Raw genomic sequence first — 26,030 nt, 5'->3', positions numbered from 1 at the left:
CGCAATCGATGTCTCACGAACGAACTGACACGGCGACGCTCCTGACGCTCACCTTCGTGGTGTCCTTTTGTAGCTTCGCCTACGAGTTCGTCTACTCGGAGCTTCTGACGGTGATGTACGGCGGGACGGTCACCCAGTACGTCATCACGGTCGGCCTGTACTTCTTCAGCCTCGGCATCGGCGCGGCGCTCTCCGACGACCTCGACGGCGCGACCCTCGGCGGGAACTTCTTCCGCACCGAGGTGTTGCTCGCGGCCGCCGCACCCGCGGGCTTCCTGCTCATCGTCGGCCTCAACAGCGTCCGCATCCCGCAGGCGGTGCCCGCGGAACTCGTCTGGACCGTCGCCCGCCTGCCGGTCGTCGCCGTCGGGTTCCTCTCCGGGTTCGAACTCCCGCTTTTGACCCGCATGTTCGACGACCTCGACGACGACGGGTCGACGACGCCCTCGTGGCTCCGGGACGCCGGCGCGCGGGTTCACGACTCCGTCGTGGCCGCCGTCGGCACTCTCTGGACCGTCGAGCGGACCGAGGGCCGAAGAAGCGGGCTTTCGGTCATCCTCGCGATGGACTACGTCGGCGGCCTCGCCGGTGCCGTCGTCTACGCCCGCGTCCTCTATCCCGGCCTCGGCCTCATCCCGACGATATTCGTGTTGGCGCTCCTCAACGGAGTCGCCGCGCTCGTCTTCGTCGCCCACTTCGGCGAGTGGTCGTGGTGGCCCTTCAGCGACGCCGGAGCGAGCGACAGCGTTGCCACCGCCGGGAACGCGGCCGCCAGCGCGCGAGGCGACCGCTCGCTCTCGGCCGCTCGCGTCTCGAAGTCGCTCCTCGTCGTCTGTCTGCTCCTGACGGCGACCTACGCGGGCGTCGTCGCCAAACACGACGTCGCCGACGAGCGCCTGTCGCAACTCTACCTCGAACAGCAGATAGAAAACGAGTACTCGCCGGGCGCGATGCGCGCGACGGTCACCTCGCAGGAGACGACCGCCTACCAGCACGTCATCCGGTACGACCGCACGTGGACCGGCACCGGGCCGAACCCGTACTTCGACGGGCGAACCGAGCAGTGTCTCCGCCTCGGCGCGGCTGTCCAACTCTGCGAGAGTTGGGCCGACAGCTACCATCGGGGGCTGGTCGACGTGCCGATGTCGCTCGTCGACCCCGGTCCCGAGACGAAGGTGCTCGTCGTCGGCGGCGGCGACTGGATCGCCATCGACCACCTGCGGGAGTACGGCGTCACCGTCGACCACGTCGACCTCGACGGCGAGTTCATGCGCGACGCGAAGACGGACCCGTTCTTCCGCCGCTGGCACGACGACGCCTACGAGTACGACCGACTGAACACGACGGTCGCCGACGGCTACCGTTACCTCCAAGAGACGAACGAGACGTACGACCTCGTGTTGCTCGACATCCCCGGCGCGACCGACGACGACCTGCTCACGCTCTACTCGACGGAGTTCTACCGCTCCGTCCGGACGCACCTCTCCGAGGACGGCGTCGCGGTGACGTGGGGCTACTCGCCCGACGCCTACCCCGAACACCACAAGGCGTTCGTCAACACCGTCGGGGCCGCGGGCTTCACCCGAGAGCTTTCGTACTGGGTGCGCGAGGACCTCGACGACGACGGCGAGACCGAGCGCGTCGAGCAGTTCTACGTGCTCGCCGCCGGCGACCGCCCCCGACTCACCGGCGACGGCGCGACCCGGTACGTCCGCGCCCGTGAGGAGCACTACGGCGCAGTCGAGTGGCACGCGGTCCCGCACTACCGCGGCGTCCGCGAGAACTCCATCTTCCACCCGAACTACGACATCCTCGTCGATACCTGACCACCCATGCCCTCCCACCCGCCCTCTCCCACTGAACCGCCCGCCGGAACCGAACCGCCCGCCGGCACCGACTCGTCTCAGCCGGCCGAGACACCGACGGAACTGTACTTCGGCTACAGCGCCGACGCGCCGGACCTGACGGCCGTGGACGTGAAGACGGTCGCCCCGGCGACGCTCGCGGGCGAACCCGCGGTCCTCACCGTTATCGGCGAGTCCCACTACGTCGGCCTGCCGGCGCTCGGCTTCCACGAGCTGTGTTCGTGCAAGCCGTTGCCGAACGAGCGGACGCACCGGACGCCGCTGTCCGCCGGCGCGGAACGCGAGTTCAGCTTCGAGAGCGACCGGCTCGACGCCCGAACGGTCGTGGAGGGTCGACCGCTCGACGCCTTCCCCGGTCCGGAGGCGGCGACGGTCGCCTATCGGTTCGACCCGGAGGCGTGGACCACTATCCGCGTCGCAGACGGCGGCTACGAGACGTACCACACCTATCCGGAGCACGACCTCGCGCTGTACACCGAGACGACGATGACGCCCAGACGAGCGACTCAGCGATAACTCCCGAACGACAGACCCACCGATGACCCGAAACGCTTCCACCTACGACGGCGACGTGACGCTCAACGGCTCCGAACGACCCCCGGTCGAACTCCGCGACCCCGCGGACGTGTTCGTCGGCGGCGCGAGCGTCGCCGGCGACCTCACCGTGCAGAACGCCGAGTACGTCTTCACCCACGCCCCGGTGAGCGACGACGCGGCCGTCGGCGACGCGGCCGTCGAGACCGAGATTCGCGGCAGTCTCGAAGACGGCTACGTCCAGTCTGTCGACGGCGACGTGCGCCTCGACGACGCCGAAGACGTGTTCATCGCGGCCGACGCCGCCGACGGCGCGGTCTCTGCGCCGGGCGCGGAGAACGTCTACGCGGGCGACGCGACACCCGCCGCCCCCGAGGACTACGACGTGTCCACCTTCGGCTGGAAGCAGTCGGGGAGCGCGACCGACCCCGACACGGGCGTCTACGCGGTCGGTATGGCTCACGACATCGACCTCACGAAGGTCACCTCCGACGTGGAGCTCTACCTCGTCGGCCACGGCCACGAGGTGCGGGTCGAGGGCCGGGGGGCGGCGGTCTCGGTTCACTTCGTCGGCTACGACAACACCGTCAGCGTCGGGCCGTACCTCGCGTCGAGCGCCGAGACCGACACCGGCTTCGACAACGCCGTCGACGCCGACCCCTACCCGGCCGAAGACCTCGTCGAGATGTCCCGAAGCGAGGCCTACTCGAACGCCGGGTTCGGTCGTCGGAAGGTGACGTTCCAAGAGCCGGCCGACGGCGACGAGTGGTGCCCGAACTGCGGCAAGCCCGCCGAGGCCATCATCGAGCGCCACCAGATGGAGGCGTTTTTCCTCTTCGGGCGGCCGCTTTGGACCTTCGAGCGGAGCACTAATCCCGCCCGCGAGTGCGAACACTGCTCGCCCAACGCGATTCACGCCGAGCTCTCGGCGTCCGAGCGCCGCGAGATATTCGACTGACCTCGTCGGCGGTCGTCCGAAGATATATATCAACTCACCAGACACTGTTGCATACACGACTGTCCGCGCGGTCGAGCGTCGCCCCGGCGCCCGAGCGCGCTCGCCGACTCCGACCCCGACCCGCCCGCCTCGATCGCAGTTCCCGCCACACCCGCTGTCCACAGCGTACCCGACCGCCCCTCCCCAGCCATGTCGAGAAATGAGTCCACGCCGGCGCTGATGTCCTCTTCGTCGTGCCGGTACACGTTCGACCCGTCGGTGCAGACCGACGCCCACCTCCAGACGACGTGGGAGTGTCCGCACGAGTCCCACCCCGAAAGCGAGTTCTGCGTGTTCCACATGAGCCGCGACGAGCGCGCCTCGCTCGACGTGACGGGCGACGACATCGTCGACGAACTCCGGGCGAACCTCCAGTCGCCCGACACCCGCGTCAACGAGTACGTCGGCGCGGACCTCCCGCACCTCTCGCTCACCTACCAGGACGTCAACGGCGCGACGAACCACGTCCTCAACTTCCAGCACGCCGACATCGAGGGGCTGGACCTCACTCACGGCCACCTCGACCAGGGGCTGATTCTCCGCGAGGCGACGGTCGGTCGCCTCAAACTCGACGAGGCGGTCGTCACCGGCGACGTGGACGCCCGCGACGTGACGGTCACCGGCGCGGTGACGGCCGACGAGGCGACGTTCGAACAGGACGTTCGCTTTTCGGCGGCGACGTTCCGCGGCGAGGTCCGATGCGACGAGACGGCGTTCCAGGGCGACACGAGTTTCGCGGACGCGACGTTCCACGGCACGGCGCGCTTCCGCGACGCCGAGACCAGCGGGAGCAGTCACGTCCTCGACGACAACATCACGTTCGCGGACGCGACGTTCCGCGACGACGCGAGCTTCAGACAGGCCATCTTCAACTACGTGACGTTCGAGGGCGCGCGGTTCACCGCCGGCTCGGACTTCGAACACGTCGAATTCGAGGGCGACGCGCGGTTCGACGGCGTCCGCTTCGACGAGATGGCCGACTTCGACGAGGCGCGGTTCGGCGACGACGCGAGCTTCGCGGACGCCCGCTTCATGCAGTTGGCCGAGTTCCGCGGCGTCGAGTTCAACGGCGGGAGCCGGACGACTCACGACGACGTGACGTTCGAGGGCGCGACGTTCGAGGGCGAAGCCGACTACAAACTCGCGCGGTTCCGCTATTCGGACTTCAAGGACGCCGTGTTCAAGGGCGAACTCAACTTCGACCGCGCGACGTTCACCGCCCGCACCGACTGCTACCGTCTCCGCGTCGACGGGGCGTTCGACCTCTCTCTGGCGTCGTTCGGCGGGCAAGCGAACTTCGACGAAAGCGAGTTCCGCGACGCCGTCGTCGCCGAGGAAGCGACGTTCGGCTGTGACGCCTCCTTCGAGGCGGTCGAGTTCCAATCTAACGCCCGGTTCGGCGAGGCGCGGTTCGAAGAGGACGTGACGTTCAAGACCGCCACGTTCCACGGCCTCGCCTCCTTCCGCGGAACGTTCTTCGAGGGCGAACTACAGCACCTCGACGCCAACGCCTCGTTCAACGAGGCGACCTTCGAGGCCGGCGCGGAGTTCGAGGCGGCGAACTTCACGAGCGCGTCGTTCTGGGAGACGACGTTCCGCGACCGGGCGGACTTCCGGCAGTCGGACTTCGAGACGGCGCGCTTCCGCGTGCTCGTCGGCGACCGCGACACCTACCTCGACTTCACCGACGCGACGCTCGACGGCGGCACGATTTCGCAGGGCTCCGGCGAGCCGACGCCGTACGACCTCACCCGCGCGACCATCGGCGACCTGACGCTGGAGGGCGACGGCAACGAACACCAGCTTCTGGACCACTTCCGCTTCTGTCTCACCGAGTTCGACCGCTTCGACTTCAGCGACCACCACGGCTACCTCGAACGCAACGACTGGACCATCCACGACTTCGTCGGCAACGGCGCGACCGGCCAGTTCGCCGTCGAACTGACGCCCGAAATTATCGAGGAGACCTACCGGAAGGCGCAGGACAGCGCCAACGCCGTCGGCGACACCCCCGCGAGCCGCGAGTTCGAGTTCAAGCGCTACTACTACAACCGCCAGAAGAACTTCGACATCATCCTCAACGAGTACTCGCTGAACACGTGGGCCCGCGGCAAGAAGGTCGCCAGCGTGGGGCTGAACACGCTCATGCAGGTCACCTGCGGCTACGGCAACCGACTCCCGCGAATCGCGGCGTTCACGTTCCTCCTCCCGGCGCTGTTCGGACTGTGTTACGCTCTCGGCGGTCCGTTTCTGACGCAGGCGGGGAGCGTCTTCGACCCCGCCGCGGTCGACAAGACGACGATGGAAGTGCTCTTCGACAACGTCTACTACAGCTACATCAGCTTCAGCACGGTCGGCTACGGCGACGTCAACCCGCTCGGCCCGGCGGCGCGCGTGCTCGCGGCGAGTCAGGGGATGTTGAATGGCCTGTTCTTTACCCTGCTCACGTTCACGCTGTTCAAGCGCGTGCTCGGCGGGAGCTAATCGCGCCGGGCGGCCCGTATTCGGACCGGCGGCGCTGTTGAACTCATTAGGACCTGATAGAATTGTGCGACCCGGGCAGAGGGTGTTCAGCAAACCGACACCCGTCTTAGTGCATTTAGCGGAGTGAAATTCTGAATAGAGAAAGCGATTTACAGGCACGTCTGCAATCACCGGCAATGGGTAGCTACGCAACGCCGCCGAATTGGACCGACGAATCGTCCGAAGATGACGAGCCTCAGGCTCGACTCGGTGATCTACTTTCAGGTCGACTTGCAGATGTTGAAGTTGATTCCGTTGAAGCGGTACGTGACGAACGAAGCCGAGAATGAAGGTCTTCGTCGATACAAATGTCTTTATTGCTAGTTTGACTGATGAACCGGGTCGTGGTGAGATTGCGACACAGTTGCTCAACGAAAGCCACGAGTTCTGTACCTCCATTCTGAATCTCATGGAAATTCGGTCAGTAATGACGAAGAAGAAGCGCGTTGAGCAATCCCGCGTCGAGTCGGTGTTGTCGGATATCTACGGTCGCGTGGACATCTACGCGCCCGAAATCAGCGACCAGATTGCGGCGTATGAATTACAGCGAGACAATCTGCTCTATACAATAGATTGTGTGCTTCTCGCATTAGCGAACGACGTTGATGCGACCATGGTCACCTTCGACGGGGAATTGCTCGATCACGGCGCTGTTGCACCGGAAGATTTGATTGACTGACCTCACAGGAACGGTGTTCTCGATGGAGCTATCTCGACTGGTGTCACAAAACACGATCTGAGCGTAGAGGTGCCACCTCAACCGCTGTTAAAATTTCCCAAAAAATCGATAATAATTCGATCACTCATTATCACATGGTCCCTCCGTCCACCACACTCGCCGGGGTCGCGCTTACTGGTTCGTCATCTTGGCTGTTGTGGACTCGGAAGAACTCGCTGAACAAGACGTTTCAGACTCTCGTCACCGTCGCTCATTAGTAGATCCAACTCCGTTTTTTGGTGCGTTCATCAGTCATGCAATTATCTTCGTTCATGGTTTCGTTCTAAGCTGAGTTCTCTTGCCGCCCTTCAGCGAATGTCTCAAGAGTCTGGTTGTTTTCTCGGCGGCGGGTGAGCCGCTCGTGGCGTTCGTGACAGTCGTCGCACCGCCACGGTTCGTCAGTTCGAGGGTCTTCAACGCGGTCGCCCTCAACGACGCGCGGCTTCCAGTAGTCGCGCCACGCGAACGACTCGCCACAGTCGGCACAGTCGATACGCGGGTTCTCGTCGGGGACGTTGCCGAGCTCGCCGCGAGTCCAGTTCGAGCCTTTGTACGTCACGCTGTCTCAGCCCCCGGTTCGTCGTAGTAGAGGTAGCCGTCCTCCTCGTAGACGCCTTCAGCCCACGGCTTTTCGCCGCCACAGTCGCCACAGAGGAAGATGCCCGGGTGGTAGCCGTGGTAACGGACAGTCTTACCACACGCTGGACAGTCGCCCTCGAAGAAGTTGCCCTTAGGCACTGCCCTCACCCCGCAGGATCTTTCGGGCAGCTTCTCCCGCAGTCAGACCCGTTGGCCCGTCCGGGAGAGGCGATCCGTCCGGGCGTCTGCCCATCTCGCGGAGAATCCCCTCCCTCGATGGGGCCGACCCATCGAACAGCAACTCTTGCCGGGCCTCGTCAGCTGCGGCGATTGCTTCTGTCCACTCGATTGGCGGTGGCGTGTTGCTTGGGTCGTTTCCAAGGCTCATGCTGGCTCCATCCACCCCCCTGTGAGCCGGCGGTAACACTCGGGATGCAGGACGTACATTTCCTGGTCGTTCCGGTCGTCGATTCGGACGTGCTCGGCGTCCAGTTTGACGTGATCCTGATCCGGCTCGAAACGACCGGCACAGATGGCGCAGTACAGCGTGGTCATTCGACGACCACCACCTCAACCTCCACCTCGTCCGCGATCTCCTCTTTGAGTTCCTTGATCCGGTCGCTCTTACAGAAGCTACACGGGACGCCCTTCTCCAGGCGCTCGTTCATCTTCTGCTGGAGTTCGAACTGGTTCGGGTTTTGCGTTGAACCAGTCCACGCCCCGTCACGATTCTCGTGGTAGCAGGACGCGCAGAGCGAGTACACCTCCGCGGCGTCAATCCAGAGTAGCGTAGTTGCCTCCGGAAGCTCATCCTCGTCGAGGCGCTCCTCGGCGACCTCGCGGAGCGCCCGCGACCGCTCGATGTCCTTCGTCATGTTGACGAAGTCCTCGATGGCGTCCTCGTCCAGATTCGATTCCTCCCGCGTCTTGCCGTTCAGGCACTCTTGTATCGGAACTTCTCGTTGTATCGTGCTCATGCTGATTCGCCTCCCTGACGGATTTCGTAGTCTCGGCGACTAACGCGAACGCCGCACCAAGAGCAACACGGCGGGTCGGGGCCGTCCCACTCGGCTTTCTGCCACCCGCATTCGTCACACCGAACCCACTCGGCGTCGCTGACCTCGATGGCAGTCGTTACATCCGACGCACGTTTGTGGTGGCCGCAGAACTCGTTGCTCCCGTAGACACCGTTCGTGCATCGTTCTCCGTCGCTCGCTTTGATAGCGAGACACTGACCGTCGCCCGCCCCGTCGTAGTGTTCGCTCATGCTGTTGCCTCCATGTTGTTGCCCATGTGGCCAACAATACATAGTTCTTCCCCATGTGGACAAGAACTATGGTTCTTCACCGTATGGTCAACATTATGGTGTCCGAAGTTGCATCTCAGAGTGTGCCGCGACCGCGAGAGCCGCCTCTGCCGGACGAACTCCTCGATGAGATGGTTCCCAACCGCTGTTACGTGGTTGCCGATCTCGTCGTGGAGTTCGAAGACGAGTACGACCCGAGCAGAGGCACCGTCCGAAACCGGCTCGAATACCTCGTCGAAGACGGGGATGTTGAGCGCCGGAAGCACGAGAACGGTGCCGTCACCTACCGCCGCATCGAGTAGGTCTCCTTCTTGGCCGCGTGGACAAACCTTTAAACCCGGACTTGCTATTGTCGGGTCGAATACGTGTCCCGGCTCGATCACGCCCACCGACCCACGTTCTTCGGCCACGGAGTCGGTGAACCCTTCGGCCCCGTCACGAACCTGCCAACCGGGACAGTCATCGACGCCGGCGAGCCGCTCCACGACCAGCTCGGCTCTGACGAACCGGAGTACGACTCCGTCCGCGACTGGTTCGTTGAGACCACGCAGGAGCCGCTCGATGAAGTTCGCGGAACGCCGCTGGTCGGCCTCAGGAACGCCTACATCTACCGGTACGTCCATCCCGAGATTACCTCGCATCACCTGCTGACCGTCAAGGCGCACGGTGACGAGGAGCTCTGTCGCTGCTTCGGGATGGACTCCGACGACCCGCTCGATCAGAGCCAACTCTCGCGTGCGTTTTGGGAGCGCTTCGAGCGGGAGAACCGGAAGCATCTCCACCTGTCCGCAGCGAAGCGCGCGGTCGAAGCCGCGAGGGCCGGCCTCGAAGTCAACCCCGAGGCGTCCCTGCTGGTCGCGCACCATCTCCCCGAGGAGATGTGCCACTACCCGGAGATCGACCCCATCGTCGAAGAGGAGAAGGTCGATGTTCCCGAGGGACAGAAGGAACGCGCTGCGGAAGAGGTCAAGACGTTCCTGAACCGCCTCGATCTCTCCCGTCCCGACAAGGGAACGACCTTCGACGACCCGGAGCTCCTCGAAGTCTGGAAACGCGCCAGCACCGAGGGCCGGTTCGCTGAGGGTGCCGCCAATACCTACGACGAACACGACACGCGGTCGGGCTACAGCGCGCCGTGCGGTGAAACGCTCCGGAAGCCCATCAGAGGACTGGATGTCGAAGACGACGAGATCGTGGACGGCGACCTGGACAAGACGGTCATCGACTACGAGAGCGCCGTCAACCGCGTGCGCGGCAACAAGTGGTCGGAGCGACTCGATGAGATCAACTTCGACCTCATCGAGGAAGCGCAGTCGTACGGGATGTTCGACCGACCGGTCACGGTCTGCGTGGACGGGTCGGCCATCCCGCACCGCCCGCAGAGCGGTAACGGAGCGCCCGACTCCTGCGTGAAGAACCGTTCCAGCGAGGAATCGGTCTGGTGCTACGAGCACGTCACGATCTCCGCCGTGGACTGCCGGCGCTCCATCAAGCTCGGCTCGATGCTGATGCGCGACCACGGGAAGCAGGCCGACATCGTGATGGAGCTGCTCCAGCAGGCACAGGAGTACATCAACATCGGGTGGGTGATTTGGGACGCCGGCTTCGACAAAGGCGACCTCATCTCCTTCTGCAACCAGAACCGCATCCGGTTCTGCTCGCGGAAGAAGCGCGGCGGCAACGTCGTTGAGGAGATGGCCGAGAACCCCGCGAACGAGGACGAAACGACCGCTCTCCGCCGCGACTACGAGTACAGCAGCGGGGCGAAGTGCGACCTGTTCGCGGTGAAGCGCGGGGAGATCAACCTCGCCAACGTCTCCAGCGACCAGAGCGAACAGTCCTCGCTCGCCGACTTCGAGCCCGACGCCGACGACGATGACGACGAGAAGTGGATTCTGTGGGCCACGAACAGCGACTCGCTCGACGAGAACAACATCATGGCCCACGGGATGCTCTACCGGATTCGCTGGTCGATAGAGACCAGCTACCGGGTGATGAAGGAACACTTCAAGGCGAGCACCACCAGCATCTCGGACGCCATCCGCATCTTCGTCTGGAAGCTGGCGCTGCTGTTCTACAACGCCTGGCTCCTGCTTCGCATCCTCTTGCGGGACAAGGGGATGGTGGTGAAGCCCGGCGAGACCGCGCTGCGGACTCACTCGTTCCAGCGCTTCTTGGAGACCGACTACGGATAGGTCGGCTTTTGACTCCGTGATCGCCTGACTCGTGAGCGGCAGCGCTACCGAATGACCTCTTTTTTCGCCGGTTTCTATCAGGTAACAGTCACACCGGTTAGTTCCGGAGTGATTCCCGACTACTCGAAGGTCTGTTTCGAGGTTATTTTCGGATAATCTCGCTCCACACGAGACAGAGTTGCGTCTAATGCTCATTGTGAGTGGTGTGTGATGAGAGTTAATGGGCGGTGTTAGGGCGCAGTTTCGCGCAGGCGACGCCTCGCTTCGCCGCTCAGTTCACCTTCTGGTTGTAGCCCGCGAGGGCGTCTTCGACCTGCGCGTCGATGTCGCCGAGCACGTCGTCGACGCTCCGGTCGTCGTTCTGAATCATGCTGACGTAGCCCTCCTCGACGATGGTTCGGGCTTTCGTGAACGTCCCCATGAGCGCGCCGCGGGTCGCCGGCGAGTCCTCCGTCTCGCGGAGCTGGTCGATGGCCGTGCGGAAGTTCGGGTTCTCGTCGTAGAACCCCTCGTCTTCGAGCTGGGTAATCGCCTCCTCGCGGACGGGGAAGTAGCCCGTGTTGGTGTGCCAGCGCTTCTGCTGGGCGGGTTCCGTGAGCCACGCGAGGAACTCCCCGGCGGCGTCCTGCTTGGCAGAACCGAGGCTCTCTGGGGTCCACAGCGACGCCCCGCCGATGACGACGCCCTGTCGCTGTCCGCCGGGCGTCGGGAGTCGCATCGTCCCCAGTTCGAAGCCGTTGTTCCGCGCGCCCTCGGTCATGGGGGCGATGCTCGACGTGGAGTAGCCGAGGAGCCCCGTCTTCTGGGTGAGAAACGCCTGCTGGGCCTCTGACCACGCTTCGATGCCGGGGTTGAGGTACTGCCCCTCTCCGTGGAGGTTCGCCCACCAGTCGAAGACGGTCTTCGAGGCCTCACTCTCGAAATGTGCCTCGGTCGCGCGCCCTGCCCGACCGTTCTCGTTGTTCACGAGCGTTTGGTTCTGCTCTGCGAGCCACTGTTCGACGAACCACGAGTGGTTCGGCCACGTCGTTCCCGTGTCGACTGCGCCCGCGTCCGTGAGTTCCGTCGAGGCGTCCAACACGCCCTGGAAGGTCGTCGGTGGGGCCTCGGGGTCGAGGCCGGCGCTCTCGAAGGCGTCTTTGTTGTAGTAGAAGACGGCGTTCGAGGAGTTGAACGGCATCGAGTTGAGCGTGCCGTCGATGCGGTAGTAGTTCAGCACGGAGTCGAGGTAGTTGTCGAAGTTCACCCGGTCTTCCGGGATGATGTCCTCGACTGGCGCGAAGACGCCGCTGTCGATGGCGAGTTGCGTCCCGATTTCGAAAATCTGCGCGATGGCGGGCGGGTTCCCGGCCTGCACCGCGGACGTCGTGGCGTTCAGCGTCTCGCGGTAACTCCCCTTCTGGGTCGCTTCGACCCGGATGCCGTCCGCCTGCTGTTCGAACTCGCTCGCCAGCGAGTCGATGAGTTTGCCGATGTCGCCGCCCATCGCGTGCCAGAACTTGATGGTCGTCGTTTCCGTCCCGGACGACCCGGCTGTCTCACCGGCCGTCGTCGTCTCGGCCGAGTCACCTCCCGCGCCTTCGTCCGGTGACTGCCCTCCGTCCTGTCCACCCGTGCATCCTGCCAACCCGGCGATTCCGGCGGCACCGACGGTCTTGACGAACCTGCGTCGCGTGTTTCGTGTCATTCGACACCGGCCGGTTATCGGCTCTAAATTTAATTCTTTTGAACATATAACTAAATTGAATTTTTGTGTTCACAATAGTATCACGTAGCCGTTCATAGCGGGCGACAGTCCGGTCACAGCCGCGGATATCACCTCGGTCGACCCCCGGACTCGGCCGACCTCAGTCGTCTCTCGCTCCCCGGCGCTTGACGGCGTCCACGTCGAAGTCGTTGACCGCGCGGTTCGGTTCGAGGCCCGCCCGCTCCGAGAAGGTGCCTCCTCTGCTGGCATCACAACACTATTCGAGCTACTGGCGAAACCCGTAGCCAGTCCTATGGCTTCCCCGGACACCGACGTCTCCGACCTGGTCGACTCGCTTTCCCTCGACGAGAAGTGCTCGCTCGTGCGCGGGGCGGCCGACCCCGAGGGGACGGCGACGGGCTACGTCCCCGGCGTCCCCCGACTCGACATCCCCGAGTTCAGACTCGCCGACGGGCCGCTCGGGATTCGCATCCCCGGCCGGTCGTCGACCGCCTTTCCGGCCTCCATCGCCGTGGCGGCGACGTTCGACCCCGAACTCGCGCGGCGACAGGGCGTCGCGATGGCCCGCGAGGCCAAAGCCAGCGGTCAGCACGCCGTCCTCGGCCCCGGGCTGAACCTCGTTCGCGTCCCCAACTGCGGGCGCAACTTCGAGTACTACGCCGAGGACCCCGTCGTGACGGCCGATTTCGCCGCCGCGGTCGTGGAGGGTCTCCAGTCCGAAGACGTCATCGCCACACCGAAGCACTACGTCGCCAACAACCAGGAGACGAAGCGGCTCGTCGTCAGCGCCGAGGTCGGCGAGCGGGCGCTCCGAGAGCTCTATCTCCCCGGGTTCGAGGCGGCCGTCGAGGCGGGCGCGGGCTCGGTCATGACCGCGTACAACCGCGTCAACGGGACGCACATGAGCGACCACCGGCGGCTCGTCACCGAGGTACTGAAAGACGAGTGGAGCTTCGACGGCTACGTCGTCTCCGACTGGTTCGGCACCGAAAGCGCCGTCGGCGCGGCCACCGCCGGCCTCGACCTCGAAATGCCGGGCATCTCGCTCGAAGCGCTCCACGAGGCGTTCGGAATCGACCCCGACGCCGAGATGCTGGAGGAGGGCGACGACGAGAGCATCCCGGCCGGCGAGACGACGACGCCCCGGTTCGCGACCGAACTGAAAGCCGCGGTCGGCCGGGACCGCGCCGGACTCGACCGCCTCGACGACATGGTCGCGCGAATCCTCGGGCAGATGGCCCGAATCGGCCTCCTCGACGGCGACTGGGACGACGGCGGCGCGCTCGACGCGCCCGAACACCGCGACCTCGCCGAGACGCTCGCCGCCCGCGGCACCGTCCTCCTGAAGAACGACGACGGGGCGCTCCCGCTGTCTGACGACGCCGACGTCGCGCTCGTCGGCCCCGGCGTCGCGGAGGCGATGCTCGGCGGCGGCGGCTCCTCCGAAGTCACTCCCGCCCGCGAGGTCTCGGCGCTCGCGGGCATCCGCGCCCGAACCGACGGCTCGGTCGTGTTCGAGCCCGGCGTCGAACGCGTCGTCACGCCCTCGTTCTTCGACGACGAGAGCGCGGACGCCGCGGGCGACGACGAGGACGCTGGGGACGACTTCCCCGGCGGGAAGACGCCCGACATCGACGCGGCGGTCGACTGCGCCCGCGAGGCCGACGTCGCGGTCGTCGTCGTCAGGGACGCGACCACGGAGGGCGCGGACCGGGAGACGCTCCGCCTGCCCGGCGAACAGGACGAACTCGTCGAGGCCGTCGCCGACGCCGCCGACCGGACCGTCGTCGTCGTCCAGTCCGGCGGCCCGGTCGAACTGCCGTGGCGCGACTCGGTCGACGCCGTCGTCGAGTCGTGGTACCCCGGACAGGCCGACGGCGACGCGCTCGCGTCGGTCCTCTACGGCGACGCCGACCCCTCCGGCCGTCTCCCGGTCACGTTCGCGCCCGAGGAGTCGTATCCCACGGCGTCCGAGGAGCGATTCCCCGGCGTCGACGACGAGGCGCAGTACGACGAGGGCGTCTTCGTCGGCTACCGTCACTTCGACACCGCCGACGCGGACGACGAGCCGACCTACCCCTTCGGCCACGGCCTCTCGTATGCGACCTTCGAGTACGGCGAGGCGGAGGCGCGCGGCGACGACGCGGTCGCGGTCGAGGTGACGAACGCGTCCGACCGCGCCGGCAGAGAGGTCGTGCAGGCGTACGTCCGCCCGCCGGCCGTCGCGGGCGTCGAGCGCCCGACGCGGGAACTCGCCGGCTACGCGGCCGTCGAACTCGCCGCCGGCGAAACCGAGACGGTCGAACTCTCGCTGTCCGAACACGCGTTCCGCAGATACGACGACGCCGAGGGGTGGACCGTCGACGCCGGCGACTACGTCGTCGAGGTCGGTCGCTCGTCCCGCGACGTCCGAGTCGAGACGACGGTGTCGCGGTAGGCCGTCGGCACTCGGCGGCGAACTCCCGTGGAGCGTTCGTCCCCGTTGAGTGGCTCCTGTGCGCTGTCCCGCGCGCTTTCGCACGTAGGGTACACGTTCATTAGCCGCCGCCGCGACTCTCGACTGCTATGTTTTCACATGACGTGGTCTCGCGGACCGCCGCGCCCCGGTCGTCGGCGCTCGTTCCCCCCGGAGGTCGCTGACGATGGCCGCCCGAACGGACCCGTACCGACAGCTACGGTTCATCCTCGAAATCGAGGGCCTCGTGACCGCCGGCTTCAGCCGCTGTGACCTCCCGTCGGCGACCTCGGCGGTCGTCGAGTACCGCGAGGGGGCGGACCCGCCGACGCCGCGGAAGCTCCCCGGCCTGAACGAGTACGGGCCGCTCGAACTCGAAGTCGGCGTGACCGACCGCTCGCTCGAACTGTCCGAATGGCGGGCGCTCGTCGAACAGGGCAAGATGGCGGAAGCCCGGCGCGACGCCGCGGTCGTGTTGCTGGACGCGGCGGGCAATCCCGCCGCTCGCTGGGTCTTCCGCGAGGCGTGGCCCTCGCGGTACGACGCGCCCCGGTTGGACGCGATGGCCTCCGAAGTCGCCGTCGAGCGCCTCGTCGTCGTCCACGAGGGTTTCGCGAGAATCGCGGTCGAGACGGGCGACGACGAGGGCGAGGAAGGCGAGACTGACGACGCCGACGACCCCGAGAGCGAGAGCGACGGCGGTTCGACCCCGTCGCTTCCGGACCTCGACTTCCCGGTCGGCGAGGGACTGCCCCAGGGCATCGACGAATCGCGGCTGAATCCGACCCGCGCCGGCGACGAGGCGTCGGACGAGACGTGACCGCCGCCGGGTCGGACCCCTACGGGGCGCATCGCTTTCGAGTGCGGTGCGACGCGCTCCCGAAACTCGGGCTTTCCGAGGTTCGCGGGCTCTCCGTGGCGGTCGAGTCCCCGACCCGCGACGAGTCAGAGCCCGAACCGCGGCGTCCCGATGCCGGTGGACGCGGCCGTCGCCGGCGGAAGCGGTCGGGTCCGCGACCCCGCCCGCGGCCGCGCTCGCCGTCGCGCCGAGAAACCAGTTCGCCGCCGCTCGAACTCCGCCGGGGCGTCACCGACGACCGGTCGCTGTGGGCGTGGTTCCGCGCGTGGGTCGACGGCGAGACGACTCCGCAGGACGTTCGAATCTGCCTGCTCGACGCGACCGGCGAGCCGGTTCGCGGGTGGGTCTGCCGGGCGGCGACGCCGGTCAGGTGGACCGGGCCGCACCTCGTTGCCGACGCGGCCGCCGTGGCGACGGAGTCGCTCGAACTGACCCACGAGGGAATCGACGCCGTGACCGACCTCGACGAGTGCGCCGACTGAGGTTGCCCCCGCGTGTGCATCGCCTCACGGGGCGGGGTCGTTCGGCTTCACACACGTTTTTCGTCGTCGGACTCCAGTTCCGCCTCGTACTTGCCGCGGTAGTACAGCCACCCGAAGACGAGCAACGTCAGGGGAAACAACACGATGGCGACGAGCGCCGCCGGCGGAAACAGGATGAACAGCGCGAACGTCTGCCACGAGACGAGCGTGTCGCGTGCCATGCCGGAAAGAGCAACCGAGCTGTCATGTGTCTTCGGGTGCGCCCGCAGTCCGTCGAAACCGGTGTTCGGCGGGTTCTGTCGGTCGCTGTCGGCCGAGACGGGTGCGTTGGTTTCACCACCTTTTATTTGGTCCGAGACGAAGTAGCGGGAGTGACTGATATTTCAGATTCTCTTCGGCTCCTTTTCGAGACTTCGGTCGAGCGAGACGGCGACCGCTACGTGGTGTCGATTCCGAGCGAACTCGTCGAAAGCGGGTCGATTTCGGCGGGGGAGCTGTACCGCGTCGCACTGCTTTCGAGTCCGGGCACCGCGTCGGTGACAGAGCCGCCGGTCGAATCGACGGCGGCGACGGCGACTTCGGCGGACGACGGCGACTTCGGCTCCGACGACCGGGACTCCGACGACTCGCCGTCGAGCCCCCGCGACGCGCGCTCACAGCCGCGAGAACCCCCCGTCGCGGAGGGCGACGTTCGGACCGTCATCATCGACACCCTCGGCGACCAGGGCGACGGCATCGCGAAGGTCGAACGCGGCTTCGTCATCATCGTCCCCGGCACGGACCCCGGCGACCGCGTCGAGGTCGAAGTCACCGACGTGAAACAGACCGTCGCGTTCGCGGAACCGGTCGACGGCGCGAGCAGTAACTGAGTTCCCGCGGCCGACCGCCGCCCGCTGATTTCCTCGGTTGGCATATTCCAAGCGCGCCCCCATTAGGCTCGAAGCCGTAGCCGCCGACACCACGCTATGTCCGAACAAAGGTTCCGTCACGCCGCTTCTCCACGTGACGACACGCGGACCGAGTCCCGCCGAGCCGACCGCTCGGCGTCCGACTCGGGCGATGACGCCGACGCCGACACCGCCGACGTTGACCCCAGCCTCGACGTGCAGGCGCAGTCGGCGCGAACGAACCGATGGCGTCCGACTATCCGACAGGGAATCGCGCTGTGGGCGCTCATCGGGGTCGGGTGGGCGGTCGTTCCCGCCGACCACCCGGTGCAGATTGCCGTCGCCGTCAGCGGCGTGTACGCCTCGTTTCTCCTGCCGACGGCACTCTACCTCGACTTCCGAGCGCGTCGCCCCGAATCGAGCGCCCGACGCGCCGTTCGCGAGACCGCGAGCGAACTCGTCGACCGCGCCCGCGACGCTCACCCGGGACGCGACGGTGCGTCCCGCTCGACGTGTTCGTGCAACCGCTGACGACCGTGAGACCGTTGCCGCGTCGCTCGCGACACTGACGGCCCGGACTGAAAACGAACCGAATCGAAGAGAAAAACTGCTTCTTGCGCTCGAAACGCCGGCTTAGGCGGTCGACCCGACGGTCCGCTCGCCCGACTTCTGGGTCGCTTCGAGGAGCTCGCGGTAGCGGTTCCTGATAGTCACTTCGCTGATGTCGGTCACGTCGCTCACCTCGGACTGCGTCAGTTCCTCGTCGGCGAGGAGCGCGCCGGCGTAGATGGCCGCCGCCGCGAGCCCGACGGGGCTTTTCCCGCTGTGGATGCCCTGCCGCTTCGCGCTGTCGAGAAGCGACCGGGCGCGGCGCTCCACGTCGTCGGTCACGTCGAGTTCGGAGACGAACCGCGGGAGGTATTGCGCCGGGTCGGCCGGCTTCATGTCCAGCCCTAGCTCGCGGGAGACGTAGCGGTACGTCCGGGTGAGTTCCATCTTGTCGACGCGGGAGACGCGCCGCACCTCGTCGAGGGAACGGGGGACGCCGGCCTGTCGAGCGGCGGCGTAGATGGCGGCCGTGGCGACGCCCTCGATAGAGCGACCGGGCAGTAGGTCCTCGTCGAGCGCGCGGCGGTAGATGACCGAGGCTGTCTCGCGGACCGTGTCCGGCAGGCCGAGCGCCGAGCCCATCCGCTCGACTTCGCCGAGCGCCTGCTTGAGATTCCGCTCTTTGGAGTCGCGGGTGCGGAACCGCTCGTTCCACGTCCGGAGTCGTTGCATCTTCTGGCGCTGGCCCGTCGACAGGGAGTTGCCGTAGGCGTCTTTGTTCTGCCAGCCGATGTTGGTCGACAGCCCCTTGTCGTGCATCATGTTCGTCGTGGGCGCGCCGACGCGGGACTTCTGGTCGCGCTCCGCGGAGTCGAACGCGCGCCACTCGGGACCGTGGTCGATTTCGTCCTCGCGGAGAATCTCGCCCGTCTCGGGGTCGACCCACTCGCCGTGTTGCTCGTCGTAGACGAGGTCGGTCCGCTCCGCGACCGCCGCCTCAGACGCCTCGGCTCCGTCCTCGTCCGCGTCGCGCTCGTCGCCGGACTGTCGGGCCTCGGACCCCGCCGTCGGTGCCGACTCGTCTCGCATCGAACGCCAGTCGACGTGTTTCGTGTCCATTGAGTACCAGTGTATTCCGGACACAGGGTAATGGGACCTCGTTTGGAATATGCCAAACGCGTCCGCCACCGGGGCGCGCGACCGGGAGACACCGGCCGCTCGCTCGTCGGTCGCCGCGTCAGTTATCCGCCTCTTTCGGCCGCGAGAGCTATCGGGCGGACGAAAAACGAGGTCAGCGCTCGACGCCGAAGCCCTCGTCGCGGAGCGCGGCTTCGAGGCGCTCGCCGTGTTCGCCCTGCAGTTCGATGCGCCCGTCGGTCACGGTCCCGCCGACCGCGAGCCGTCGTTTCAGGGTCGACGCGAGGGCGTCCAGTTCGTCGGTCGGGAGGTCGAGGCCGCCGACCACCGTCACGGGCTTGCCGTACCGTCGGGTATCGACGCGAATCGACGCGCGCTGGTCCGCCCGCGCGAGGTCGTCGCCGATTCCGAGGTCGTCCGGGAGGCCGGTGATGTCGCTGAATGTGTCCTTTCCCACGTCGTTGCGTACGCTTCCACGGCGTATCAGAGTGTGGTTGGAATATTCCAACCGTTCTGTAACCGTCTCCTATCGAGGTTTCGGCCCGGGAGTCGCCGGTCAGGCGCTCGCTTCGAGCTTTTCGGGGTCGACGCGCTCTTCGACTTCGGTGCCGAGCGTATCGGTGACGAACTGCCGGGCCAGCCACGCCTCGGCGCGGGTCAGGCGGTACTGGAGCGTCGAGTTCGGGATGTCGAGTTCCTCCGAAATCTCTTGGACGGTGTGTTGCCGCGGCGTCTCGTAGTAGCCGAACTCGACGGCGGCTTCGAGCGCGGCCTGCTGTTCCGGCGGGAGCCCGTCGGCCGAAACGCCCTCTTCGAGCCAGCACTCGGGTTCGCTGATGCGCTGGACGCTCAGCGAGAGGCCGTCGCTGAGGCTGTCTTTGACTTCCTCGTAAATCTCGCTCACCGTGTCGTCGTCGGAGATGAGCAGTCGCCACTGGTTTTGGGCCCCTCGGCGCTCGGCCTGCATCAGGAGGCCGTCGCCGATGTGCTTCGCGGCGACGTGGGGAATCGACTGAATCCCGTCGCCCTCCTCGCGGCAGGAGTAAACGATGCGCCCGTTCGGCGTCTCCGAGAGCACCTCGTACTCCCACTCGACGACCGGCGCGCCGCACATCCCGAGGACGCCGTTGCACCGGGTGGCCTGCTCGATGACCTCGTCGAACGCTTCGAGCGCCTCCGTCGGTCCGGTGAGACGGTCGAGCCGCCACATCGACTCGCTCGTGGCGTGTATCGCCATCGTCTTGGAGTGCAGGTCCGGGTTCTCGATGAAGAGGTCCATCACCTCGTCGACGCCCCGCTCGTACTCGACCGTGAAGACGAACTCTCGCATGGCTCTCACCTAGTCGCCCGAGGCCTATAGCCTTGGTTGGTATGTTCCAACTCCGACCGCGGTTCGGGATTCCGACTCGCGGGCCGCGTCGGCCGCGACGCGACCCGCTCAGGACTCGTCGAACGGCGACCGGGCGTGTTCGGGCACGTCCTCGGGGCGGGCGATGAGGTTCTCCCGGCCGAGGTTTATCTTCGTGACGGTGCCCTCCTCGGCCATCCGCGAGAGGACGCGGCTCACCTTCGACTTCGACCACCCCGTGCCCTCGACGACCTTCGACTGCCGGAGTTGGCCGCCGTTGTCGTCGAGGAGCCTGAGGACGCGCGTCTCGTCGTCGAGGAGTTCTTCGGCGTCGGGGTAGCCGTCGGCGGCCGACTCCGGGCGCGCCGCGCCGCCGGTTCCGCCGGTCCGAACCGCGTCCGCCGACTCCCCGTTGGCGGCGGCCTCGTCGCCGCGGTCGGTCGCGAGCGAGCGAACGTCCGACAGTCGCGCTCTCGCGTCGGTTCTCCGGACTCGCGCGCCGACGACGAGCAGGGCGACCGCGACGGCCGCGACCGCGAGCACGAGCAACCAGCCGTCGCCGCCGAGTTCCAGCGACCCGACGACCGACCCCGGCGCGGCGCTCGGGTCGGTCCCCGCTTCGACCTCAGCGCCGTCCCCGCGCCCGTCGCCGTCGGTATCGCCGCGGTTCGGGTCGGTCCCGATGACGTTGACCTCGCGCCCGTCGTCGAGACCGTCGCCGTCGGTGTCGGCCTCGGTCGGGTTCGTCTCGTATCGGTTGACTTCCGCGCCGTCGTCGAGACCGTCGCCGTCGGTGTCGGCGGCGGTGGGATTCGTCTCGTGGACGTTGACCTCCGGCCCGTCGTCGAGACCGTCGCCGTCCGTGTCGGTGGCGGTCGGGTTGGTCTCGTAGTCGTTGACTTCCGCGCCGTCGTCGAGACCGTCGCCGTCGGTGTCGGCGGTCGTCGGGTCCGTGCCGTGGGTCGTCACCTCTGCACCGTCGTCGAGGCCGTCGCCGTCGGTGTCCGTCTCGGTCGGGTTGCTCCCCTGCTCGTTGATTTCGACGCCGTCGCTGAGGTCGTCGCCGTCGGTGTCGGTGCTCGTCGGGTCGGTCTCGTAGCGGTTCACCTCCTCGCCGTCGGGCACGCCGTCGGTGTCGGTGTCGGCGACGAGCACGTCCGTGCCGCGGTCGAGTTCGTCGCGGTTGCCGAGACCGTCGCCGTCGGCGTCCCCGGCCGGAGCGAGCACCGTGACGCCGTGACTCGCCTGCGCGACCGGCTCGCCGCCGCCGGGTCTGACGACGGCCGTTACGGTGCGGTCGCCGGTCGCGTTCGCCGGCCACGTTTCGAACTCGAAGTCGACGCGCTGGTCGCCGGTCGCGTTCGCCCCCGCGCTCCCGAGCGGCTCGCACCCCAACGACGTCGTCGAGCCGTCGTCGAGGTCGGTCCGGAGACAGACCTCGTAGTCGCCGTCCCCCGCGACGGCCACCGAAACCGTCGAGGGCCGCCACGAGGCGACGTACGTCCGGCCGTTCTCGGTGGCGACGACGCCCGCGCCGGTGTGGTCGACCGCACGCACCTCGACGCCGTCCGCGGCGACGACGACCGGCGAGACGCCGCCCGCGACGACGAGTAGCGTCGCGACGAGCGCCCACACGAACGGAGAGATGCGTTTGACAGGCATTGTTCGTTCTCTATTTGTCGACTCTGCTAGTGTATAATGTTTTGTTTATCTGTTTGTTAGACATTTTTACAACTCTTTTGACTGTCAATATGCGAAGAATGTTTCAAAATTAGAAATTTTATTCGTTCATCCGGCGCGCGCGAGCTCCACGTCACCTCCGGTCGTCGACGCCGCGATTCGCGGCGGGTACGCCGCGTCTCGACGTCTTCGAACGGCGCTCGTCGCGCTCGTGACTGCCCGCTGTTGCTTCTCGTCGGCTCCCGCCGTAGACGCGTGATAATCGCCGTACTGTGCCGTCTTCGCCGGCCCGCGAACGACCGACAAACGTTCCGTTAATCCGACTGAAACGGTCGAAACAGTCGGTCGAAACGGTTGTTCACGGGGAGAACGGTCGGGACGACTCTCCCCCATTATCATCCGCCGAGCGAGACTGCTGACTGCGATGCGCGAAACGCTCACTCGGCGGCAGTTCGGTGTCGGAGTCGCGGTGGCGACCGTCGCACTCGCCGGCTGTACGGACACGGGCGGTGGTGGTGGTCCCGTGAACGGCACGAACGGTACGGACGGCGAACCCGCGGTCGGCGACACCGAGACGACAGCCGAGACCGGTGGTGTCGGGACGACGACCGAGGACGAGACGACGACAGAAGAAACGACGGAAGACGAGACGACAGAAGAAACGACTGAAGAAGACGAGACGACGGCTGAGATGGAGACGATAGAAGACGAGACGTCGGAAGACGAGACGACGACTGAGATGGAGACGACAGAAGAAGAGACGACGAACGAGACGACCGAGAGCGAGACGACCGAGAACGAGACGACCGAGAACGAGACGACGACCGACGACTCGATGTGAGGCCGCGGTCGACGACCCGCTGACGCACGCGCCGCGAGCGAGGCACGGCACGCTCGACTGGTACACCCGACTGCTCGTGCCCGCGACGGCGCTCCCCCTCCAGCCCTCCAGGGCACATTCGCACCCTGTCCCCTCGCGGGACGCCGAATCCCCCTGACGCACCCTCCAAATTCGGTTCCCCTGACGCACACCTCCCCAACGTGCTCTCTAGCACGTCCCCATCGCGCCCTCCAGCGCACTCGACCCGGGCGCAGTCGCCGGGTGTTCCGACTCTCCTCGCGCGTCGCACCGGCGGCGCGCACTCCGCGGAACATTTACCCGCCCGTTCGCTACTCCGGGTATGGACGCAGACGACAACCACCGCGGGTGGGCCGAGCGCTCCGGCGACTTCTCGCCGGAGTACTACGCCCAAATCGGCCCGAACGAGGTCAGCGAGACGCTCGCGACCGTGTTCGAGCACTACGCGGCGGAAGACGCGTCGATTCTCGAACTCGGCTGTAGCTCCGGTCGCCACCTCGCGCACCTCCACGACCGCGGCTACGAGGACATCACCGGCATCGACATCAACGACGACTCCTTCGAGGTGATGGCCGAGTACTTCCCCGAACTCGTCGACACCGGCACGTTCCTCACCGGCGCAATCGAGGACCTGCTCCCCGACTTCCCCGACGACAAGTTCGACGTCATCTACTCCGTCGAGACGCTCCAGCACGTCCACCCCGACGACACGTGGGTGTTCGAAGAGATCGCGCGCGTCTCGTCGGACCTCGTGATAACCGCCGAAAACGAGGGTAACGGACCGACTCGCGGGCGCTCCGGCTCCGAGGTGAGCTACGTCAACGACGACTTCCCGCTGTATCACCGCAACTGGAAAGACGAGTTCTCCGACCTCGGTCTCGCGCAGTTGCTCTGCGAACCGGGCAAGCGCGACACGGTTCGCGTCTTCCGGGTTCTCTGACGCCCCGCGCTCGCTTGTCGCACTCACAAATTGTTTCAATGAAGCCGGCGAACAGCGTGTGCTGACCATGTACACGATGTCCAGCGACGACTTCAGCGTTCATCAGCGGGACTGCGACGAGGCCGGCTCCGGGATTCCAATCACGAGCCTCCCGGACGAAGTCACCTCTCTGGACGACCTGCCGTGTTCCTGCTGGGACGAGGTCGACTCGTTCGACGACCTCGAGTGACGGGCGGGGAGCGAGGACATCGCTCGGTCGCGGTTTCGGACGCCGGCGCACCGGGCGCACGACGCGGTTCGTTCTGACGGCTGTCTGACGGACAGCTCTGCTTCTACCGGTCCGGCGAGAGCGCCCAGAGCGTCCCCTCGCCCGTCTGTGCGAACGCCTGCGTCCCGGCCGCGCCGAGGAGATAGCCGTCGGTCGAGAGCGTCGTCTCGAACGGCTCGAAAAACGACGCGCCGCGGGACCACCGAATCCGGCCCGCGCGGGTCCCGACGACGAACGTCTCGTCGGTCGAGGCGGTCCGCTCGACCGGGCTGTCGAAGCGGACTTCGTAGCGCTCGGACCCGTCTCGAACCGCGAGTTCGTACAGCGTTCCGAAGGTGTCCGACGGCGACTCGTCGGTCCCCTCCGCGACCAGAACCGTCGAACCGCGTTCGTGGACGCCGACGACCTGCGCGTCGGCTCCGAACGAGGTCCGCCACCGGAGCGACCCGTCGGCCGCGTCGAGCATGGCGATGTCGCCTGCGCTCCCGGCGTAGACGCTATCGCCGGCCGGAACCGGTCCCACGTCGGCCCAGTCCCAGCGGTCCGGTCGCCACGCCCACCGGAGGCTCCCGTCGTCGGGCGACATGGCGAAGACGCCCCCGTCGTCGCCGTAGTAGACCGCCCGCTCGTCGGCGAACAGTTGGTCCTGCGGGGCGACGGCGATGGTAAACCCGACGCCATCGACCGCGGATTGCTCCCACCGAACCGCGCCGTCGTCGGCCGCGAGCGCCGCGAGCGTCCCGTTCGCCGCGTACAGCGTGTCGCCCGCGATGGCCATCGCAGAGCCGATGTTCCCGACGGTCTGGGACCACCGCTGGCTCCCGTCTGTGGCGTCGAACGCGTAGATCCGCCCGCGACCCGACCCGAGTTTCTCGCCCGCGTACACCGACCCGTCAGCGGCGAGCAAGCCCGTCGGCCGGCCGAAATCGATGTCCCACAGGCGCTCGCCGCTCTCCCGGTCGAACGCGACGACGCGTCCCTCGTCGATGTCGCCGTCCCGATGGCCGATGACGGCGACGACCCCCTCGGTGGTTGCCGGCGGCGAGAGAACGCTCGGGTCGGGCACGGATGCGGACCAGTCCGTCCCGTCGGGCGACCGGAACTGTCGGAGCGACGAACAGCCGGCGAGTCCACTTGCGAGGGCGGTGCCAGCGGCGGCGAGAAACGCGCGACGCGACGAGGAGCCGGAATCGGAGGGAACGCGCGATGGAGGGGACGAAGGCGAGGGCATACGTCGGCTTCTCACAGGTCGCCGATAGGTATTGTGGGTCGGTTGACGGGTCGGCGACGCGGATACTCTCGGAGACGCCCGCCCGTTACAGCCGGTCGAGGTCGAGCGGCTCCGCCGCCTCCCAGTAGCGCTCGAACAGTTCGTCGGCCCACGCGAGCACCTCCGGTTCGGTCACGTCGATGGAGGCCTGAAGGATACCGGTGTCGTCGCGGAGGAACAGGTGGACGGTCGAGTCGGCGATGGTCGCCGCCATCGGAATCGGCTCGTCGGTGATGCGGACGGCGGCCGCGTCGGCGTCGAGGAGGTCGCGGAGCTGTTCGCGCAGTTGGGAGTCGTGGGCGAGCGCGTCGATGGCGGCCGACGAGAAGACGCCCTCGAACCGCTGGTCGCCGGCGGCGGTCCGCTCCCTGACGATGTCGAGGTTCTGCTCGTTGAAGGCGTAGGAGAAGATTCGCACGTCTTCGGCCTCGCTCAGAAGGGCCACGGCGCGCTTGACCGGCGCGTTCGGCCGGACCTGACTCGGCGTGGTAATCGTCGCCTCGGTCAGGTGTTCGAGGTCGAACGTGATGGCGTCGGTCGGGAGCCACTCGACGACCGGCCGGAGCTTGGCGTCGGTGTCGAGGATGTCGACGAGGTCGTCGAAGCCCCGAGAAACGAGTTCGCCCGTCACCGTCGCCCGGTACGCGCCGTCCTCGCGGACGAGCCACGACCGGTCTTCGAAATCGCTGAGAATCCGGCCCATCGTCGGCTGTGACGCCCCGGTCCGTTCGACCAGTTCGCGTCTGGAGTGCGGCCGCTCGGCGAGGTATCTGAGCGCGTCGACGCGGTTCTGCGAGAGCGCGAGGAACTCGATTTCGTCTAATGCCGACTCCATGCATCGGGGTTGTGCGTGCCCCGATAAACGTCTTTC

General features: G+C 66.5%; 28 protein-coding genes. 15 read left to right on the top strand and 13 right to left on the bottom strand.

Features of this window, described 5'->3' with window-relative positions; translation table 11 throughout:
* The first annotated feature begins 8 nt into the window (after positions 1 to 8).
* From C441_RS05065 to C441_RS05045, 5 genes are all read left to right on the top strand, one after another.
* Positions 9 to 1,826, top strand: a complete 1,818-nt coding sequence (locus C441_RS05065) for a spermidine synthase (protein ID WP_007274134.1) — start codon at positions 9 to 11, stop codon at positions 1,824 to 1,826.
* Positions 1,827 to 1,832: 6 nt separating this feature from the next.
* Complete coding sequence (locus C441_RS05060) at positions 1,833 to 2,381, top strand: DUF2617 family protein (RefSeq protein WP_007274133.1); 549 nt, start codon at positions 1,833 to 1,835, stop codon at positions 2,379 to 2,381.
* Positions 2,382 to 2,403: 22 nt separating this feature from the next.
* Complete coding sequence (locus C441_RS05055) at positions 2,404 to 3,357, top strand: hypothetical protein (RefSeq protein WP_007274132.1); 954 nt, start codon at positions 2,404 to 2,406, stop codon at positions 3,355 to 3,357.
* 219 nt (positions 3,358 to 3,576) lie between these two features.
* A complete protein-coding gene (locus C441_RS05050; RefSeq protein WP_049920452.1) occupies positions 3,577 to 5,880 on the top strand; it encodes a pentapeptide repeat-containing protein in 2,304 nt (767 codons plus the stop codon).
* A 325-nt stretch (positions 5,881 to 6,205) separates the two neighbouring features.
* Complete coding sequence (locus tag C441_RS05045; RefSeq protein ID WP_007274130.1) at positions 6,206 to 6,598, top strand: putative toxin-antitoxin system toxin component, PIN family; 393 nt, start codon at positions 6,206 to 6,208, stop codon at positions 6,596 to 6,598.
* 322 nt (positions 6,599 to 6,920) lie between these two features.
* On the opposite strand, the gene C441_RS05040 is transcribed toward C441_RS05045, so the two are convergent.
* From C441_RS05040 to C441_RS19485, 5 genes are all read right to left on the bottom strand, one after another.
* Positions 6,921 to 7,196 (bottom strand): hypothetical protein, encoded by a 276-nt coding sequence (locus C441_RS05040; RefSeq protein ID WP_007274129.1) that lies wholly within the window; start codon positions 7,194 to 7,196, stop codon positions 6,921 to 6,923.
* A complete protein-coding gene (locus C441_RS19490) occupies positions 7,193 to 7,375 on the bottom strand; it encodes a hypothetical protein (RefSeq protein ID WP_007274128.1) in 183 nt (60 codons plus the stop codon). The genes C441_RS05040 and C441_RS19490 overlap by 4 nt, the downstream gene beginning before the upstream one ends.
* 225 nt (positions 7,376 to 7,600) lie before the next feature.
* Complete coding sequence (locus C441_RS19710; protein WP_161618819.1) at positions 7,601 to 7,771, bottom strand: hypothetical protein; 171 nt, start codon at positions 7,769 to 7,771, stop codon at positions 7,601 to 7,603.
* The gene (locus C441_RS05035) at positions 7,768 to 8,193 is read right to left on the bottom strand and encodes a hypothetical protein (RefSeq protein ID WP_007274127.1); all 426 of its coding nucleotides are present in this window, start codon (positions 8,191 to 8,193) and stop codon (positions 7,768 to 7,770) included. The genes C441_RS19710 and C441_RS05035 overlap by 4 nt, the downstream gene beginning before the upstream one ends.
* Positions 8,190 to 8,483 (bottom strand): hypothetical protein, encoded by a 294-nt coding sequence (locus C441_RS19485; protein WP_152420710.1) that lies wholly within the window; start codon positions 8,481 to 8,483, stop codon positions 8,190 to 8,192. Before C441_RS19485 ends, C441_RS05035 begins: the two co-directional genes overlap by 4 nt.
* A 95-nt stretch (positions 8,484 to 8,578) precedes the next feature.
* On the opposite strand from C441_RS19485, the gene C441_RS05030 reads away from it, so the two are divergent.
* Together C441_RS05030 and C441_RS05025 are read left to right on the top strand one after the other, a co-directional pair.
* Positions 8,579 to 8,824, top strand: coding sequence for a hypothetical protein (locus C441_RS05030; protein ID WP_161618818.1), 246 nt, complete (start codon positions 8,579 to 8,581; stop codon positions 8,822 to 8,824).
* 63 nt (positions 8,825 to 8,887) lie between these two features.
* Positions 8,888 to 10,717 carry a transposase gene (locus C441_RS05025; protein ID WP_007274125.1) on the top strand — a complete coding sequence of 610 codons (1,830 nt, stop codon included), beginning with the start codon at positions 8,888 to 8,890 and terminating at the stop codon, positions 10,715 to 10,717.
* 271 nt (positions 10,718 to 10,988) lie between these two features.
* Here the strand turns inward: C441_RS05025 and C441_RS05020 are convergent, their stop codons facing one another.
* Positions 10,989 to 12,404, bottom strand: a complete 1,416-nt coding sequence (locus tag C441_RS05020; RefSeq protein WP_049920450.1) for an ABC transporter substrate-binding protein — start codon at positions 12,402 to 12,404, stop codon at positions 10,989 to 10,991.
* 313 nt (positions 12,405 to 12,717) lie between these two features.
* Between C441_RS05020 and C441_RS05015 the strand changes: the two genes are divergently transcribed.
* The 3 genes from C441_RS05015 (at position 12,718) to C441_RS05005 (ending at position 16,221) form a co-directional block, all read left to right on the top strand.
* Positions 12,718 to 14,862: a beta-glucosidase family protein gene (locus C441_RS05015; RefSeq protein ID WP_007274123.1), complete on the top strand. Its 2,145-nt coding sequence runs from the start codon at positions 12,718 to 12,720 to the stop codon at positions 14,860 to 14,862.
* 205 nt (positions 14,863 to 15,067) lie between these two features.
* On the top strand, positions 15,068 to 15,700 hold the full coding sequence (locus C441_RS05010; protein WP_007274122.1) for a phage tail protein: 633 nt from the start codon (positions 15,068 to 15,070) through the stop codon (positions 15,698 to 15,700).
* Positions 15,697 to 16,221: a phage tail protein gene (locus C441_RS05005; RefSeq protein ID WP_007274121.1), complete on the top strand. Its 525-nt coding sequence runs from the start codon at positions 15,697 to 15,699 to the stop codon at positions 16,219 to 16,221. Before C441_RS05010 ends, C441_RS05005 begins: the two co-directional genes overlap by 4 nt.
* Positions 16,222 to 16,268: 47 nt before the next feature.
* On the opposite strand, the gene C441_RS19835 is transcribed toward C441_RS05005, so the two are convergent.
* Positions 16,269 to 16,442: a hypothetical protein gene (locus tag C441_RS19835; RefSeq protein ID WP_007274120.1), complete on the bottom strand. Its 174-nt coding sequence runs from the start codon at positions 16,440 to 16,442 to the stop codon at positions 16,269 to 16,271.
* Between the two features lie 150 nt (positions 16,443 to 16,592).
* Here C441_RS19835 and C441_RS05000 point away from each other — a divergent pair, with 150 nt between their 5' ends.
* Together C441_RS05000 and C441_RS04995 are read left to right on the top strand one after the other, a co-directional pair.
* A complete protein-coding gene (locus C441_RS05000; protein ID WP_007274119.1) occupies positions 16,593 to 17,090 on the top strand; it encodes a TRAM domain-containing protein in 498 nt (165 codons plus the stop codon).
* 96 nt (positions 17,091 to 17,186) lie between these two features.
* Positions 17,187 to 17,639, top strand: a complete 453-nt coding sequence (locus tag C441_RS04995; RefSeq protein ID WP_007274118.1) for a hypothetical protein — start codon at positions 17,187 to 17,189, stop codon at positions 17,637 to 17,639.
* Between the two features lie 102 nt (positions 17,640 to 17,741).
* On the opposite strand, the gene C441_RS04990 is transcribed toward C441_RS04995, so the two are convergent.
* The 4 genes from C441_RS04990 to C441_RS04975 all read right to left on the bottom strand — a co-directional run bounded on the left by C441_RS04990 (position 17,742) and on the right by C441_RS04975 (position 21,804).
* Positions 17,742 to 18,776 carry a transcription initiation factor IIB gene (locus C441_RS04990; RefSeq protein ID WP_007274117.1) on the bottom strand — a complete coding sequence of 345 codons (1,035 nt, stop codon included), beginning with the start codon at positions 18,774 to 18,776 and terminating at the stop codon, positions 17,742 to 17,744.
* A gap of 172 nt (positions 18,777 to 18,948) precedes the next feature.
* Positions 18,949 to 19,251: a stress response translation initiation inhibitor YciH gene (yciH, locus tag C441_RS04985; protein ID WP_007274116.1), complete on the bottom strand. Its 303-nt coding sequence runs from the start codon at positions 19,249 to 19,251 to the stop codon at positions 18,949 to 18,951.
* A gap of 99 nt (positions 19,252 to 19,350) precedes the next feature.
* The gene (locus tag C441_RS04980) at positions 19,351 to 20,124 is read right to left on the bottom strand and encodes a helix-turn-helix domain-containing protein (RefSeq protein WP_007274115.1); all 774 of its coding nucleotides are present in this window, start codon (positions 20,122 to 20,124) and stop codon (positions 19,351 to 19,353) included.
* 108 nt (positions 20,125 to 20,232) lie between these two features.
* Entirely contained in the window at positions 20,233 to 21,804 is a 1,572-nt protein-coding gene (locus C441_RS04975) for a helix-turn-helix transcriptional regulator (RefSeq protein WP_007274114.1), read from the bottom strand.
* Between the two features lie 442 nt (positions 21,805 to 22,246).
* Here C441_RS04975 and C441_RS04970 point away from each other — a divergent pair, with 442 nt between their 5' ends.
* From C441_RS04970 to C441_RS19830, 3 genes are all read left to right on the top strand, one after another.
* The gene (locus C441_RS04970) at positions 22,247 to 22,663 is read left to right on the top strand and encodes a hypothetical protein (protein WP_007274113.1); all 417 of its coding nucleotides are present in this window, start codon (positions 22,247 to 22,249) and stop codon (positions 22,661 to 22,663) included.
* Positions 22,664 to 23,003: 340 nt separating this feature from the next.
* Entirely contained in the window at positions 23,004 to 23,621 is a 618-nt protein-coding gene (locus tag C441_RS04965) for a class I SAM-dependent methyltransferase (RefSeq protein WP_007274112.1), read from the top strand.
* 67 nt (positions 23,622 to 23,688) lie between these two features.
* The gene (locus C441_RS19830; RefSeq protein ID WP_004968349.1) at positions 23,689 to 23,850 is read left to right on the top strand and encodes a hypothetical protein; all 162 of its coding nucleotides are present in this window, start codon (positions 23,689 to 23,691) and stop codon (positions 23,848 to 23,850) included.
* A gap of 103 nt (positions 23,851 to 23,953) precedes the next feature.
* Here the strand turns inward: C441_RS19830 and C441_RS04960 are convergent, their stop codons facing one another.
* Together C441_RS04960 and C441_RS04955 are read right to left on the bottom strand one after the other, a co-directional pair.
* Positions 23,954 to 24,955 carry an outer membrane protein assembly factor BamB family protein gene (locus C441_RS04960; RefSeq protein ID WP_007274111.1) on the bottom strand — a complete coding sequence of 334 codons (1,002 nt, stop codon included), beginning with the start codon at positions 24,953 to 24,955 and terminating at the stop codon, positions 23,954 to 23,956.
* 250 nt (positions 24,956 to 25,205) lie between these two features.
* Positions 25,206 to 25,994 carry a helix-turn-helix transcriptional regulator gene (locus C441_RS04955; RefSeq protein ID WP_007274110.1) on the bottom strand — a complete coding sequence of 263 codons (789 nt, stop codon included), beginning with the start codon at positions 25,992 to 25,994 and terminating at the stop codon, positions 25,206 to 25,208.
* Positions 25,995 to 26,030: the final 36 nt, after the last annotated feature.

The organism is Haloferax sulfurifontis ATCC BAA-897, from assembly GCF_000337835.1.
GTDB lineage: Archaea > Halobacteriota > Halobacteria > Halobacteriales > Haloferacaceae > Haloferax > Haloferax denitrificans.
This window is presented reverse-complemented; position numbering and strand designations above follow the sequence as displayed.